The organism is Nocardia sp. NPDC003979 (genome assembly GCF_053605015.1).
Genome location: NZ_JBSGIJ010000005.1, coordinates 201,307 through 216,522, shown reverse-complemented (window position 1 = coordinate 216,522; position 15,216 = coordinate 201,307). Strand labels below are relative to the sequence as shown.

Below are 15,216 nucleotides of genomic sequence, written 5' to 3'. Positions count from 1 at the left end.
CCCCCAGGTCCTTACGCGGCGGGAAGGAGCACCCGATCCGTCGTGTCACGCTAACAAAGGGCGCGTCAGCCGAGGAGATCCTTGGACAGTTCGCGCATTTCGGCCTTGCGGACCTTGCCGGTGACGGTCATCGGGAACTCCTCCACCACATGGACGTAGCGGGGGATCTTGTAGTGGGCGAGGCGGCCGGTGCAGAAGTCGCGCAGGGTGTCGGCGTCGAGTGGGTCGGCGCCCTCGCGCAGGCGCACCCAGACCATCAGTTCTTCGCCGTATTTCTCATCGGGGACGCCGATCACCTGGGCGTCGACGATGTCGGGGTGGGTGTAGAGGAATTCCTCGATCTCGCGGGGGTAGATGTTCTCGCCGCCGCGGATCACCATGTCCTTGATGCGGCCGGTGACCGAGAGGTAGCCGTCGTCGTCCATCACGCCGATGTCGCCGGTGTGCATCCAGCGGGCGGCGTCGATCGCCTCGGCGGTCTTGTCCGGCTGGTCCCAGTAGCCCAGCATCACCGAGTAGCCGCGGGTGCACAGCTCGCCGGGTTCGCCGCGCGACACCGTCCGGCCGGTGTCGGGGTCGACCACCTTCACCTCGAGGTGCGGTCCGACGCGGCCGACGGTGGCGGTGCGGCGTTCGATGCTGTCGTCGCGGCGAGTCTGGGTGGACACAGGGCTGGTCTCGGTCATGCCGTAACAGATCGATACCTCGGCCATCCCCATCCGGTCGATCACCCGCTTCATCACCTCCACCGGACACGGTGAACCGGCCATGATGCCGGTGCGCAGGCTCGAAAGGTCTTGGGACGCACCGTTGTCGAGCTCGGCGAGCATGGCGATGAACATGGTCGGCACACCGTAGAGCGAGGTGCATCGTTCGGCGGCGACAGCGGCCAGCGTGGCGGCCGGATCGAACGACGGCGCCGGAATCACCACCGCGGCACCGTGAGAGGTGGCAGCGAGGTTGCCCATGACCATGCCGAAGCAGTGATAGTAGGGAACCGGCACACAGATCCGGTCGGCGCTGGTGTAACCGCACAGCTCGCCGACGAAGTAGCCGTTGTTGAGGATGTTGTGGTGGCTCAGCGTCGCACCCTTGGGAAAACCTGTTGTGCCCGAGGTGTATTGGATGTTGATCGGGTGGTCGGCCGACAGGGTCGCCGCGATGGCGGCCAAGCGTTGCGGGTCCGGTGCCGTCTCGGCCACTTCCCGCCACTGGGGTGTGCCGAGGATCAGAACCTGCTCCAGCGCAGGGCAATTCGGACGGGCCTGCTCGATCATCGCCACGTAGTTCGAGGACTTGAACTCCGCGGCCGCGATCAGCGCCCGCACCCCGGCCTGCCCGAGGACGTATTCGAGTTCGCTGCTGCGGTAGGCGGGGTTGATGTTCACCAGGATCGCGCCGAGCGCGGCCGTCGCGTACTGCACGAGATACCACTCGGCGCAGTTCGGTGCCCAGATGCCCACCCGGTCACCGCGCCCGATGCCGCGGGCCGCGAGTCCGGTCGCGACGGCGTCGACGGCCGTCCCCACTTCGCGATAGGTCCAGCGCCGGCCCGTCGTCCGGTCGACGAGGGCTTCCTGATCGGGATAGGCGGCGATGGTCCGGGCGAGATTCGCGCCGATGGTGTCGCCGAGCAGCGGGGTGCTCGCGGGGCCGCAGGCGTAACTGAGTTCGGACATCACCGGGTCTCCTTGCCGCGCAGCAGGAACCGCTGCACTTTCCCGCTGGGCGTTTTGGGCAGACTCGCGACGAAATGTACCCGTCGCGGATAGGCGTGGGCCGCGAATTCGTCCTTCACCAGCTGTTGCAACTCGGCCACCAGGTCGTCGTCGCCGTCGACGCCCTCGCGCGGCACCACGAAGGCCTCGAGCACCTCGCCGCGCAGGTCGTCGGGCATGCCGACGACGGCGGCCTCGGCGACCCGTGGGTGCATCACCAGCACACTTTCCACTTCGAACGGCCCGATCCGGTATCCGGCCATGATGATCACGTCATCGTCGCGGGCGCTGAACCGGAAGAACCCGTCGGCGTCGCGGGCACCGACGTCGCCGGTGAGGTACCAGCGGCCGTCGGCGGTGAACCGTGCCGAGGTGCGTTCGGGATCGTCGAGGTAGCCGAGGAACCACAGCAGCGGGCTGTGGTCGGTGTCGATGGCGACCCGGCCGATTTCCCCGGCCGGAGCCTCGGTGTCGCTGTCCTCGGCGAGCACCGCGCACGCCCAGCCCGGCAACTGCCTGCCCATCGAACCGGCTGGGGCGTCGACGTCGAGGTCGGGGTGCCAGGCGTGGCAGACGACCATGCCGTGCTCGGTCTGGCCGTAGTGATCGCGCACCGCGACACCGAGCGCGTCGCGCGACCAGTCGACGACCTCCGGGGTGAGCGGCTCGCCCGCCGAGGAGGCGCGGCGCAGCGCGATCTCCCGCACACCCTCGGCACGCAACGCCCGGTAGACGGTGGGTGCGGCGGCGAAGTTGGTGACACCGAACCGGCGCAGCACCTCCCCGGTCAGCTGCGCCGAGAACCCCGCGTGCAGCAACAGGCTGCGCACCCCGGTGGCCAGCGGCGCCAGGATCGCGTAGTACAGCCCGTAAGCCCAGCCGGGATCGGCCGCATTCCAGTAGACGTCGTCACCACGCACATCCAGCGCGAACTCCTGATAGGCGTGGAAGGAGGCCAGCGCCCGCACCGGAATGGGCACCCCCTTGGGATTTCCGGTCGTGCCGCTGGTGAACAGTTGAACCAGCAGACCGTCGCCACCGACCGCCACCGCTGCGGCGCGCGGGTCGTCGGGCTCGTGTGCTTTCAGCAATTCCCGGAACGACAAGGTGCCGGGCACCTCGTCACCGACGACGACGAGGGATCGACCGGAAACCCCTTCGGCGGTAAGCAGTTTCGGCACCTGATCGGCGTCCGCGACCACCACCCGCGCACGGGCCGCCGCGAGCCGGAACTCGATCGCCTGCGGCGCGAAGGCGGTGAACAACGGCACGTGCACCGCACCACGACGCCAGATCCCCAGCAGCGCCACCACCAGGTCGGCGGACTTGGCCATCAGGGTGGCCACCCGGTCGCCCGGGCCGACACCGCGGCCCGCCAGCACGGCGGCGAACCGGGCCGAACGCTCGCGCAGCTCACCGAAGGTCAGGTCGTGGGAGCTCAGATCGGCCTCGACAACGGTGAACGCGATCGCATCGCCCGGATGCCCATCACACAGCAGCTCGGCCGCGCACACATCGGGGCCGTCGTATCGGTCGAGCAGGTCGCGCACCCGCGCGTCCAGGTCGGTACTCATCGCAGTTCTCCTCAACACCGTGCCGGTCTCGCATAGAATGTGGCACACCTCACGTTCGCCACTACCCCCGAAAAGGGGTGATCCATGAGTTCCCTGTTGCGTCCCCGCGACGGCGACGCCCTGCGCGCCGAAATCCGCTGGGTGTCGCGCCGGGCGAACGTACCGGTGGTGTTCGGCGGCCCCGTCGACGAGGACACCTTGCTGCTCACCGAGTTCGTCGGCACCGTCACCACCGGTTTGCGCGGGCTGTCGGTGCTGCGTACATCCGGCCTCGGCGGGCAGGCGATGGAATACCGCAGACCGGCGGCCGTGGCCGACTACCGCCGCGCGCCCACCATCACTCACGACTACGACGCGGCCGTCTCGGGCGAGGGGCTGCGCTCGGTGATCGCCGTGCCGGTCGTGGTCGGGGACCGGCCGCGCGCGGTGCTGTACGCGGCCACCCGCGGCGCGAGCCCCCTCGGTGATCGCACCGCCGACGTGATCATGGCGGCGGGCAGGCGGCTGGCGAACGAGATCGCCGTGCGCGACGAGGTGGATCGACGGGTGCGGTTGCTCGAGCTCGCGGAACCGGTCGCCGCGACACCGGCGACCGAGGAGCTGCGCGAGATCCACGCCGAACTGCGTGCCATGTCGGCCGCCGTCGACGATGCCGCGCTGCGTGCTCGGCTGGCGGGTGTGTCGGCACGACTGGCCGCCGTGATGACCGGGGCACCCGTCGACGAAGCCCCTCGGCTGTCGCGGCGCGAGATCGACGTGCTCGCCCAGGTGGCCCTCGGCTGCACGAATCAGGAAGTGGCGCTTCGGCTCTCACTCGGGGCGGAGACGGTGAAGAGCTATCTGCGGCACGCGATGAGCAAGCTCGACGCGGGCACCCGTCAGGAAGCTGTGGTGACCGCACGGCGGTACGGGCTGCTGCCCTGAGCCACGCACCTGTTTCCGGACGGAACCAGCAATCCTCGTTCTGGACGATCACACAACGAACAACCCCAAGTGATACCCAAATGTCTTTAGCGCAAAACAATCTCGGCGCGGAATCCGACCGGTACCGTCGATCCGATGACGGAGCCTTTTCAGCTGGCCGGCCTCTCCCTCGACTGCGCCGACCCCGAGTCTCTCGCCCGTTTCTACCTGGGGCTGCTCGGCGGCCGCGTCCTGTGGAACGACGAGCACAGCGTCGGTATCCGCATACCGTCGGGACTGACGATCGCGGCACAGTACGTGGAGGGCTACTACCCGCCGCAATGGCCCGGCACGCCCGCGGTGTACCTGGACCTCGCGGCCGACGCCGACCTGGATCTGTGTGAACAGCACGCACTGGCGGTGGGCGCCACACCCGCACCGGTGCAACAGGATCCGCGCTGGCGGGTACTGCTGGACCCGGCCGGGCATCCGTTCTGCATCACCACGCGGGTGATGGCGAACTAGTCGGGCAGCAGGTCGGGCCTGCGCTCGCGGGTCCGCCGCAGCGACTGCTCGCGACGCCAGGCGGCGATCTTCGCGTGATCGCCCGACAGCAGGATCGGCGGCACCTCGAGATCGCGCCAGGACACCGGGCGGGTGTAGCTGGGACCCTCGAGGAGGCCGTCGGAGAACGAATCCTCTTGGTGTGACTGCTGATTGCCGAGTACGCCGGGGATCAGGCGGACCACGGCCTCGGTCATCACCAGTACCGCGGCCTCGCCGCCGATGAGCACGTAGTCGCCGATGCTCACCTCTTCGACGCGCACGCGGCGGGCGGCGTCGTCGAAGACGCGCTGGTCGATGCCCTCGTAGCGGCCGCAGGCGAACACCAGGTGTTTTTCGGTAGACCAGCGTTGGGCGGTGGCCTGGGTGAAGGGCACCCCGGCCGGGGTGGGGACGACGAGCAGCGCGTCGTCGGGGCACACCTCGTCGAGGGCGTCGCCCCAGACGGTGGGCTTCATGACCATGCCGGGGCCGCCGCCGTAGGGCGAATCGTCGACCGACTTGTGCACGTCGTGGGTCCAGCGGCGCAGGTCGTGCACACCGATCGAGATCAGGCCCTTGTCGACGGCCTTGCCGAGCAGCGCTGTGCGCAGCGGCTCGAGATACTCCGGGAAGATCGTGACGACATCGAGTTGCACGAATTACTCCGGATCGAGCAGGCCCTCGGGCGGGGTGATGACCACCAGACCGTCGGCGACCGACACGGTCGGCACGATGGCGGTGACAAAGGGAATCAGAATTTCGCGGCCGTCGTCCGCGGCGCGCACCGACAGCAATTCGCCTGCGGCGGAATGCAATACCTCGGTGACCTTGCCGACAACGGTGCCGTCTTCGAGTTCGACGCGCAGACCTTCGAGCTCGTGGTCGTAGAAGGCGTCTTCGTCGTCGGACGGCGGCAGGGTCTCGCTGTCGACGACGAACAGCATGCCGCGCAGTGCGTCGGCGGCGGTGCGGTCGTCGACGTCGTCGACGAAGACCAGAAGCCGGCCCGAGTGCTCTCGGGCCGACTTCACGGTGAACTCACGGGTCGCCGAGGACTTCGGCATGCGGCCGTGCAGGGTCGCACCGGGAGCGAACCGGACATCCGGTTCGTCGGTGCGCACCTCTACGACCAGCTCGCCGCGCACACCGTGCGACTTGGCGACCCGACCTACGACGAGTTCCATCTAGGCGTCGGTGTCGACCACGTCGACCCGGATGCCCCGGCCACCGATACCGGCGACCAGGGTGCGCAGCGCGGTCGCGGTACGACCACCGCGACCGATCACCTTGCCCAGGTCTTCAGGATGGACATGCACCTCGACGGTGCGTCCACGACGGCCGGTGAGCAGCTCGACGCGGACGTCGTCCGGGTTGGCGACGATGCCACGAACCAGATGTTCGACGGCGTCGGCAACAACGGCAGTCATTACTCGGCAGCCTCGGTGGCGGCGGTCTCCTCGGCGGCGGCCTCGTCCTTCTTGGCGGCCTTCTTCTTCGGGGTGACGGCCTCGGCGACGGGCTCGTTGTCGGCGGCGGCCAGCGCGGCGTTGAACAGGTCGAGCTTGGACGGCTTGGCGGCCTTCACCTTGAGGGTGCCCTCGGTGCCCGGCAGGCCCTTGAACTTCTGCCAGTCGCCGGTGATCTCCAGCAGACGCTGCACGGACTCGGTCGGCTGCGCGCCGACGGACAGCCAGTACTGCACGCGCTCGGAATCGATCTCGATCAGCGAGGGCTCTTCCTTCGGGTGGTACTTGCCGACCGACTCGATGGCGCGGCCGTCACGACGGGTGCGGGCGTCGGCGACAACGACGCGGTACTGCGGGTTGCGGATCTTGCCCAGACGGGTGAGCTTGATGCGAACAGCCATGCTGATCTGCCTCTTTCAGTAGTTTGGTCACCACGCGATTCGGCGACCCACATGGTCTGCGGGTCCGGTTTCGCGCATGAAGTGCGTGACCGCCGCGCGGTACGTAACCGGAGACGGGCTGACACTGTCCAGGGAGGACGGTGGTCCATTGTGCCAGACGGGCCGAGCGCAGCTGAAATCGGCTCGACCGGCGCCGCCTCAGCGCAACTGTGAGGTATCTATGACGACCGGCACCGGTCCAGGCGCTTTCACCGTTTCCCCGTTGTCTGCGAAGACTTCCTGCCGGTATCCGCTCTCGCCCAGGCTGTAGCCCCAGAATCGAGGCGGTTTTCCGATCGGCAACTCGACAATCCACAGATTCGGGATTCTCGCCGAGGCGTAGGACGCGATCTTCGTGTCTCGCTCCTCACGAGTGTTGCCGGGCGACCAGACCTCGACCGCGAGAAGAACGTCCTCGGCCGCGAAGCTGACATGACCGATCTCTCCCGCGATAACGGAAATGTCGGGGATGACGGCGGTCCGCAGCGGCGTGCTGATGCGAACGCCCACAGCGGGCAGAACGTGGAGGTCGGACCGTTCGGATGCCTGCAGCGCATCCCGCAACATCACGGCCAGCTCGAACGACGCATATTGATGCGAACCACCCGGCGGCGGCGTCATGTGCAGGTACCCCCAGATGAGTTCGAGTCGCGATCCATCCACCGGCTGCTGTTCGGCAAGCCAGTCTTCCACTGTTGTCGGGCCCAACGGGTGGATCATCGAAACCTCGGCGCTCATGGTCATTTCGTCCGACCTCCCTGTGCACCATTGATGGCCACTCGAACTCCGACACGTTCCCCACGGCATCGGCACCTGCGACGGGGCACTGTCAAGTGTAGCGATTACGCGGGCCGACCAGCGCGTTACGCAACCCGGACCCTCATGTTGCGATCAGCGGTGGCCGGTGACCGGGTTGGGGGTTTTGACGACCATGCCGCGGAGGACGACCCAGAGGGGGTCGGTGAGGGCGGCGGGGGTGGTGCGGGGGTCGTCGGCGTAGACGACGAAGTCGGCGGGGGCGCCTTCGGTGATGGATTCGCGGCCGAGCCAGGTGCGAGCGTTCCAGGAGGCGGCGCCGAGGGCGTCGTGGGGGCACAGGCCCGCGCCGGTGAGGGCGGCGATCTCGTCGGCGATGCGGCCGTGGCGGATGGAGCCGCCCGCGTCGGTGCCTGCGTAGATCGGGACGCCCGCCTCGTGGGCTTTGCCGACGGTGTCGCGGACGCGGCGGTGCAGGTCGCGCATGTGGGCGGCGTAGACGGGGAATTTGGTCGCCGAGTCGGCGATGCCGGGGAAGGTGTCGATATTGATGAGGGTGGGCACGAGCGCGGTGCCGTTGGCCAGCATCAGTTCGATGGTGTCGTCGGTGAGGCCGGTTCCGTGCTCGAGGCAGTCGATGCCGGCATTGATGAGGCCGGGCAGGGCGTCCTCGCCGAAGACATGGGCGGTGACGCGGGCGCCGTTGGCGTGCGCGGCGTCGATCGCTTGTTTCAGGATGTCGTCGCTCCACAGCGGGCGCAGGTCCCCCACCGACCGGTCGATCCAGTCGCCGACGATCTTGACCCACCCGTCGCCGAAGCGCGCCTGTTCGGCGACGATCTCGGGCAGGTCGCGTTCGTCGTCGAGTTCGATGCCGAGTTCACGGATGTAGCGCTTGGGCCGCGCGATGTGGCGCCCCGCGCGGATGATGCGCGGCAGTTCGGCGTGCTCGTCGATGAACCGGGTGTCGATCGGTGAGCCGGCGTCACGCAGCAGCAGCGCGCCCGCGTCGCGCTCGGTCTCGGCCTGCTCGATCGCACCCTCGCGCGTCTCGTCCCCACCGCCGTAGCGAATACCGACGTGACAGTGGGCGTCGACCAGACCCGGCACGATCCACCCTGTGCGACAGAGGGTTTCGGCCCCCGCCACCGGCTCGAACGTCACCGCACCGTCGACCACCCAGAGGTCGAGCTCCTGATCACCGGGAAGAACCACACCACGCAGATGCACACCAACCTCCAGACGTCAGCCTGCCCCCAACCTACCGCCAACCCCCCACCCCGAACCCACCGAAACCGCATTCCCAGTCCGCTACACGACCCCATTCGAGCCGGTCACCCCCACCACACAAGCTGCTACCCCCTCACACTCACCATCCTCACTCCAAATAACTCACCCGTCGAGGTAGATCGTCACACTCTCTATACGCGAAGAGCCCGCCGCGAAGTCCACGAACACCACCCCACCCGACTCCCCCATCCGCACACTGACACTCACCGTCCGCCCGGCCGCGATCATCTTGTCCCACTGCATAGACCGCACCATCTCCCCGAATTGCGCAGGGCTCAACGTGTCCCCCGACGCCACCTGCACATTCGCCCGCCCGAGCAACTCCTGAACCCGCCCCGAGTCCCCACGAGCCGCCGCGACGAACAACCCCCGCACGATCCGCTTCCCGTGCCCACCCACCCCACGCAAAGCCCGCATCATCCCCATCGCCCCACCAACCCCGAGCTCCCCGACCAACTGCGGACCGAGTTTCGCCCCCGCGAGCACACCGGCCGACCCGGTCCGCATCAACCGCGCGACCATCACCCCCAACTCCCAGTGCGCGGCGAGCCGGATGATCCGCCACCCACCATCGGACGCCACCAGGTCGTAGCGCAGATGCATCGGCACGACAACGGTCGCACCCGTCGACATGGTCGTCTCGATGTGCAGGTCACGCACCACTGTGTGCCCGGCGACGATGTCGCGCTCGACGCGAAAGGCGATGGTGTTGGGCGCGATGAAGACGTTGTAGAAGCGCGAGATCGCCTCGGGCCCGATGTGCGCGCGCGAGCCGTAGGGGTCGTGCACCGCCGCCTGCTCGGCGAACAACCCGACCCAGGCGGTCTTGTCGTGGGCCGCCACGGCGCGCGGGGATGCGAGCACCGCCGCCAGCAGGTCTTCAGCGGTCCGATCGACCGGCATCTGCGTCCTCCATTGTCGCGTTCCCCCTGCGCGATCCATGATAGAACGTGTTCTAGTTTTGCGTCGGCGATAGTGCCGGACGCCTGGACAGAGGATCTCGATGGACTGGTACACCGGGAACACGACCTACGACACGGTGCTGACCATCGCGTTCGGCTTCGCCGCGTTCGTCATCGTCGGCGGGCTGTTCGCGCAGAGCCCGTACGGCCGCTTCGCCTCGAACGCGGTGGGCTTCAATCTGAACCCGAAGCTGGGCTGGTGGTTGATGGAGTTGCCCGCGACCGTGGTGTTCGCGGTGTTCTATCTGAGCGGACCCGACCGCTTCGAGCCCGTCCCCTTGGTGCTGGCCGCCATCTGGGTGCTGCACTACGGCAATCGCGGCTGGTTCTTCCCGCTGTCGATCCGGCAGGTGCCGGGCAAGAAGAGCACCTTCAATGTGTCGGTGGTCGGGGCGGGCGTGTTCGTGACGGCGCTGCACGGCTATCTCAACGGCGCGTTCTTCAGCAACGACTACAAGAACCAGTACGGCACCGCCTGGCTCACCGACCCGCGTTTCCTGATCGGGCTGGTCGTGTACCTGGGCGGGTTCGCGCTGCTGGTGCGGTCGGAGTCGATCGTGCGGAATCTGCGGGACAAGAACGACCCGGGCGCCGCCGAGTACCGCGTCCCGCACGGCGGCGGCTTCCGCTTCGTCAGCAGCCCGGCCTATCTCGGCGAGCTGATCGCGTGGGCCGGGTTCGCACTGCTCACCTGGTCGCTGGCAGGCGTGGCGATCTTCCTGATCACCGCGGGCAACCTGGTGCCACGCGCCTTCGCCACGCACCGCTGGTACCGCGAGAAGTTCGCAGACTACCCACCGAACCGAAAAGCCCTGATCCCCAAGCTGCTCTGACCAAACCGGCCCCCGCACTCCCCGACCCCGAGGAGGGGACGCCGCGAAGCGGCGGTCGGCGGCCGTCCCGACGATCAGGCGCCGTGGCGTAGGCGACGAAGGAGCAAGCCACGGTGCCTGATCGTCGGGACCTCAGGGGCCGCCGACTCGAGCGCGCCAGCGCTCCGATAACACAGCTCAGTTCTTGGGGAACTTCAGCTGGGACAGGTCGATTCCTTCGAGACCGGGCGGCAGCTGGTCGAGACCGGGCGGCATCTGCGACAGATCCATCCCCGGCGGCATACCGGCGGGCATACCGGGGAACCCACCGCGCATCTTCGGCGGCGTGGGCCCGCGCCCACCCTTCTTGCCCTTCTTACCCTTCTTGGTGTTGCCGCGGCGCCCGCCGGGCAGGCCCATCTGACGGCCCATCATGGCCATCATCTTCTTCGCCTCGAAGAACCGGTCGACGAGCTGGTTGACCTCGGAGACCTGCACGCCCGAGCCGTTGGCGATGCGCAGCCGGCGGGAGGCGTTGATGATCTTCGGGTTGTCGCGCTCGGCGGGGGTCATACCGCGGATGATGGCCTGCACGCGGTCGAGCTGCTTGTCGTCGACCGCCGCGAGCGCGTCCTTCATCTGACCCGCGCCGGGCAGCATGCCGAGCAGGTTGCCGATCGGGCCCATCTTGCGGATGGCGAGCATCTGGTCGAGGAAGTCCTCGAGGGTGAGCTCACCGCTGCCGATCTTGCGGGCGGTCTCCTCGGCCTGCTTGGCGTCGTAGACCTGTTCGGCCTGCTCGATGAGGGTCAGCACGTCGCCCATGCCGAGGATGCGCGAGGCCATCCGGTCGGGGTGGAAGACGTCGAAGTCCTCGAGCTTCTCACCGGTGGAGGCGAACATGATGGGCGCGCCGGTGACGTTGCGCACCGACAGCGCCGCACCACCGCGCGCGTCACCGTCGAGCTTGGTGAGCACCACACCGGTGAAGCCGACACCGTCGCGGAAGGCCTCGGCGGTGCTCACCGCGTCCTGGCCGATCATCGCGTCGAGCACGAAGAGGGTCTCGTCGGGTTTCACGGCATCGCGGATGCCCGCGGCCTGGCGCATGAGTTCTTCGTCGATGCCGAGGCGACCGGCGGTGTCGACGATGACCACGTCGTACTGCTTGGCCTTGGCCTCTTCGATACCGCCCGCCGCGACCGCGACCGGGTCGGCGGCGGTGATGCCGAGCGGGTTCTCGCCACCGCCGATGGAGGTGCCGCCGTGCGGGGCGAACACGGGCACGCCCGCGCGCTCACCGACGACCTGCAGCTGGGTGACGGCGCCGGGACGCTGGAGGTCACAGGCCACGAGCAGCGGCTGGTGACCCTGACCCTTGAGCCATTTGGCGAGCTTGCCCGCGAGGGTGGTCTTACCGGCACCCTGCAGACCGGCCAGCATGATGACCGTCGGCGGGTTCTTTGCCAGGTTGAGGCGCCGGGTCTCACCACCGAGAATGGCGACGAGTTCCTCGTTGACGATCTTGACGACCTGCTGGGCCGGATTGAGCGCCGCGGAGACCTCCGCGCCCTTGGCGCGTTCCTTCACATTGGCGATGAACCCGCGCACCACGGGCAGCGCCACGTCGGCTTCGAGGAGGGCGAGGCGGATCTCGCGCGCGGTGGCGTCGATGTCGGCCGGTGACAGCCGCCCCTTACCGCGCAGATCCTGCAGTGCACCGGTAAGCCGGTCGGACAGGGATTCGAACACCGATCGCGCTCCTGATCTGAAAGGGACCTCTATTGCCCTCCCAGGGTAATGGGTGTTATTCCCCGGAGCGCACGTGCGGTGGCGCGGTGCGGCGCAATTCGTGGTTCTCGATGTTGACCAGGTACACCGCCTCGCGCCCGGTGAGGCCGAGCTCACGCGAGAGCGCCTCGATCCGGTTCCACTCGGATTCGGCGGAATCGGTGTGGTGGGCGGTGGTCGAGGCGATGGTCATCGCGGCCAGGGCCTGAGCACCGGTGAGGGTGCGGCCCGGCAACCACGAAACCACCCACAGGTCACCGCCGACGCAGCGCGCGATGTGCGCGGTCGCGTCGCTGGTCATCATCGATGCGGAGACGACTTCGATAGCCACGGATCAGCTCCCCTCGAACGAGTGACAGCCGGACCTTTCGAATGCTATAGGTCGTGTTTCGACTTATCGGGCAGCGAGTAACCAATACGTAGCAACCCGATAGCAATCGGTGAGTAAACCGTGTCCTAACGTTTCAGGCGTCCGAACCGATGTCGGTGGGCTGCGGCGGGGGTGCCGGGCGGGGAACCACGTCCAGAACGGCCTTTTCGATCCGTTCGCGCAGGGCGGGGCTGTCGGCGTCGCCGAGTTCGAGGCAGAACGCGTCGACCACGGCCGTGCCCATCGTGACCACCTTGGCCCAGCGCACATTCGCGCCCGCCGCGGCGAACGCGCCCGCGAGCCTGCTGAGCAACCCGACCCGGTCCTCGGCGCGCAATTCCAGGATCACCTGTCCCGGTGCGGGTGCGGACTGCCAGATCAGGCGTGGCTGGGCACGCGCGTAGCGGCCGACGGTCTCGGTCTCGCGTTTCGCCAGCGCCGCTTGCAGATCCAGCGCACCGCTGATGGCCCGGATCAGTTCCTGGCGGAGCAGACCCGCGTCGGGTGGGTCGCCGAACTTGGGGGTGACGACGAAGGTGTTGATCGCCGATTCGCCCACTCCGCCGAGCGAGGCCGACAGCACCCGGAGCGAATGCAGCGCCAGCACGCCCGCCGCGTCGGCGAGCAGACCCGGCTCGTCGGGCGCGATGACGGTGACTACGTGGGTGTGTTTGCCCTCCCCCGCGCTCAGCGTCACATGCACACCGCCGGCTTCCGCCTTGGCGACCAGGTCGGGGTCGATCGGTTCCGGTTGCGGCAGCGGCTCTCCCGCCATCACCAGCCGGCACCGGCGCACCAGTTCGCCGATCAGCGAGGCCTTCCAGTCGCCCCACACACCGGGACCGGTCGCCATCGAGTCGGCTTCGGCCAGAGCGTGCAGCAATTCGAGCAGACCCACGTCGCCGCCGAGCGCGTCGACCACGTGGCCGACGGTGGCCGGGTCGTCGAGGTCGCGCCGAGTGGCGGTGTCGGGCAGCAGCAGGTGGTGGCGCACGATGGCGCTGAGGGTTCGCACGTCCGAGGGCCACAGGCCGAGCCTGCGCCCGATGTGGGTGGCCAGTTCGGCCCCGACCACGCTGTGGTCGCCGGTGCGTCCCTTGCCGATGTCGTGCAGCAGGGCGCCGAGGATCAGCAGATCGGGACGGGCGACGCGGGTGCTGAGACCGGTGGCGTAGGCGACGGTTTCCATGAGGTGGCGGTCGACGGTCCAGGTGTGCAGCGCGTCGCGCGGGGGTAGGTCGCGGACCGCACCCCATTCGGGAAAGAGCCTGCCCCACAGGCCTGTTCGGTCCAGGGCCTCCACCGCGTCGATCGCGCCTCGACCCGCGCCGAGCAGTACGAGCAGGTCGTCGAGTGCATCCTTGGGCCAGGGTTCGCGCAGTTCGGGGGCATCTTCGGAGAGCCGGTTGAGGGTGGTCGCCGACATCGGCAGCCCGGTCTGGGCCGAGGCGGCGGCGACGCGCAGGATCAGGCCGGGGTCGCGTTGCGGGCGGGCGTCGCGGGCGAGGACCACCTCACCGGCGTGCTCGACCACGTCCTCGTCGAGCGGGCGCCGCACCGGGAGGCGGCGCAGCCGGGCCAGTCCGCGCCGTGGCAGCGCGTTCGCGGCGGTGCGCAGTCCCACGTCCGTCGAATAGCTCACCGTGCGTGCCGAATCGGTGAGGGTGCGGGCCAGGTCGAACCGGTCGCCGATGCGCAGGGCGGCGCCGATCTCATCGGCGTCCTGTGCGCGTAACTGGTCGCGGGCGCGACCGGCCACGCGGTGCAGCTCGGTGCGCACGTCGAGCAGGCGGCGGTGCGCCTGTTTCAGGCCGCCGCCGGGCACCTCGGGCCCCAAACCCGGTACGGCGTCTGTCAATTGGGCGATGGCGAGAGCATCGAGCAGCTGGATGTCGCGCAGCCCGCCGCGACCGTTCTTCAGATCGGGTTCGGCGCGGTGGGCGATCTCGCCGCTGCGCTGCCAGCGGGCGTTCGCCTGGGCGATGAGGTCGTCGAAGCGGGAACGGATGCCGGTGCGCCATTCCCGGCGCACCCCACCGATGAGCAGGTTGCTCAGATCCTCGTCGCCGACGATGTGGCGGGCCTCGAGCAGGCCGAGCGCGGCGATGGTGTCGTCGGCGGCCACCCGAAGCGCCTGCGGCACCGTGCGCACGCTGTGGTCGAGTTTGATGTGGGCGTCCCACAGGGGATACCAGAGCTGGTCGGCCACCTCGGCCACCACGGACTGGTCGACCCCGTCGTGCAACAGCACCAGATCGAGATCGGAGTAGGGCAGCATCTCGCGCCTGCCGAGGCCGCCCACGGCCACCAGAGCCAGCCCGCTGTCGGGGGTGATGCCGAGTTCGTTGCCCTTACTGGTGAGCCACAGGTCGAACAGGTCGACCAGCGCGGCCCGCAGAGCCTGTGGGTCGAGCCGCGGATTGCGGGTGCCCGCTCCCTCGAGCAGCGCCGCTCTGGCCTTCACCAGGTCGGCCGCCGCGTTGTTCTGTGTTCCACCCTTGCGCTGTTCCACTGCCCCACCACCCATTCATGCGGGCGGCCCCGCCCCGACCGAATCCGGTAGGAGCGGGGCCGCTCGATCGTTCGCC

Annotated in this window: 15 protein-coding genes; 3 read left to right on the top strand and 12 right to left on the bottom strand. The window is 68.5% G+C overall.

Going from position 1 to position 15,216, the window contains the following annotated elements; translation table 11 throughout:
• Positions 1-65: 65 nt before the first annotated feature.
• Together ACWEVR_RS13425 and ACWEVR_RS13420 are read right to left on the bottom strand one after the other, a co-directional pair.
• Entirely contained in the window at positions 66-1,679 is a 1,614-nt protein-coding gene (locus tag ACWEVR_RS13425) for an AMP-binding protein (protein ID WP_452467156.1), read from the bottom strand.
• On the bottom strand, positions 1,679-3,292 hold the full coding sequence (locus ACWEVR_RS13420) for an AMP-binding protein (RefSeq protein ID WP_452467155.1): 1,614 nt from the start codon (positions 3,290-3,292) through the stop codon (positions 1,679-1,681). Before ACWEVR_RS13420 ends, ACWEVR_RS13425 begins: the two co-directional genes overlap by 1 nt.
• 84 nt (positions 3,293-3,376) lie before the next feature.
• On the opposite strand from ACWEVR_RS13420, the gene ACWEVR_RS13415 reads away from it, so the two are divergent.
• Both ACWEVR_RS13415 and ACWEVR_RS13410 read left to right on the top strand, forming a co-directional pair.
• Positions 3,377-4,216, top strand: a complete 840-nt coding sequence (locus ACWEVR_RS13415; protein WP_452467154.1) for a LuxR C-terminal-related transcriptional regulator — start codon at positions 3,377-3,379, stop codon at positions 4,214-4,216.
• A gap of 135 nt (positions 4,217-4,351) precedes the next feature.
• On the top strand, positions 4,352-4,720 hold the full coding sequence (locus tag ACWEVR_RS13410; protein WP_067496209.1) for a VOC family protein: 369 nt from the start codon (positions 4,352-4,354) through the stop codon (positions 4,718-4,720).
• On the opposite strand, the gene trmD is transcribed toward ACWEVR_RS13410, so the two are convergent.
• The 7 genes from trmD to ACWEVR_RS13375 all read right to left on the bottom strand — a co-directional run bounded on the left by trmD (position 4,717) and on the right by ACWEVR_RS13375 (position 9,596).
• A complete protein-coding gene (trmD, locus tag ACWEVR_RS13405) occupies positions 4,717-5,397 on the bottom strand; it encodes a tRNA (guanosine(37)-N1)-methyltransferase TrmD (RefSeq protein ID WP_357394914.1) in 681 nt (226 codons plus the stop codon). The two genes, ACWEVR_RS13410 and trmD, sit on opposite strands and share 4 nt — an antisense overlap.
• 3 nt (positions 5,398-5,400) lie before the next feature.
• A complete protein-coding gene (rimM, locus tag ACWEVR_RS13400; protein ID WP_067496205.1) occupies positions 5,401-5,925 on the bottom strand; it encodes a ribosome maturation factor RimM in 525 nt (174 codons plus the stop codon).
• Positions 5,926-6,168, bottom strand: coding sequence for an RNA-binding protein (locus ACWEVR_RS13395; RefSeq protein ID WP_056811833.1), 243 nt, complete (start codon positions 6,166-6,168; stop codon positions 5,926-5,928). It abuts the gene before it with no gap.
• Complete coding sequence (gene rpsP, locus ACWEVR_RS13390; protein ID WP_067988968.1) at positions 6,168-6,608, bottom strand: 30S ribosomal protein S16; 441 nt, start codon at positions 6,606-6,608, stop codon at positions 6,168-6,170. Before rpsP ends, ACWEVR_RS13395 begins: the two co-directional genes overlap by 1 nt.
• A gap of 198 nt (positions 6,609-6,806) precedes the next feature.
• The gene (locus ACWEVR_RS13385; protein ID WP_452467153.1) at positions 6,807-7,391 is read right to left on the bottom strand and encodes a Uma2 family endonuclease; all 585 of its coding nucleotides are present in this window, start codon (positions 7,389-7,391) and stop codon (positions 6,807-6,809) included.
• A gap of 147 nt (positions 7,392-7,538) precedes the next feature.
• Positions 7,539-8,633, bottom strand: coding sequence for a metal-dependent hydrolase family protein (locus ACWEVR_RS13380; RefSeq protein WP_452467152.1), 1,095 nt, complete (start codon positions 8,631-8,633; stop codon positions 7,539-7,541).
• Positions 8,634-8,795: 162 nt separating this feature from the next.
• On the bottom strand, positions 8,796-9,596 hold the full coding sequence (locus ACWEVR_RS13375; protein ID WP_452467151.1) for a nuclear transport factor 2 family protein: 801 nt from the start codon (positions 9,594-9,596) through the stop codon (positions 8,796-8,798).
• A gap of 100 nt (positions 9,597-9,696) precedes the next feature.
• Here ACWEVR_RS13375 and ACWEVR_RS13370 point away from each other — a divergent pair, with 100 nt between their 5' ends.
• Positions 9,697-10,488: a 3-oxo-5-alpha-steroid 4-dehydrogenase gene (locus ACWEVR_RS13370; RefSeq protein ID WP_452467150.1), complete on the top strand. Its 792-nt coding sequence runs from the start codon at positions 9,697-9,699 to the stop codon at positions 10,486-10,488.
• A 177-nt stretch (positions 10,489-10,665) separates the two neighbouring features.
• Here ACWEVR_RS13370 and ffh read toward each other — a convergent pair whose 3' ends face one another.
• From ffh to ACWEVR_RS13355, 3 genes are all read right to left on the bottom strand, one after another.
• Positions 10,666-12,219, bottom strand: a complete 1,554-nt coding sequence (ffh, locus tag ACWEVR_RS13365) for a signal recognition particle protein (RefSeq protein ID WP_452467149.1) — start codon at positions 12,217-12,219, stop codon at positions 10,666-10,668.
• Between the two features lie 55 nt (positions 12,220-12,274).
• Positions 12,275-12,589, bottom strand: coding sequence for a hypothetical protein (locus ACWEVR_RS13360; protein ID WP_225279181.1), 315 nt, complete (start codon positions 12,587-12,589; stop codon positions 12,275-12,277).
• Positions 12,590-12,722: 133 nt separating this feature from the next.
• On the bottom strand, positions 12,723-15,155 hold the full coding sequence (locus ACWEVR_RS13355; protein WP_452467148.1) for a [protein-PII] uridylyltransferase: 2,433 nt from the start codon (positions 15,153-15,155) through the stop codon (positions 12,723-12,725).
• Positions 15,156-15,216: the final 61 nt, after the last annotated feature.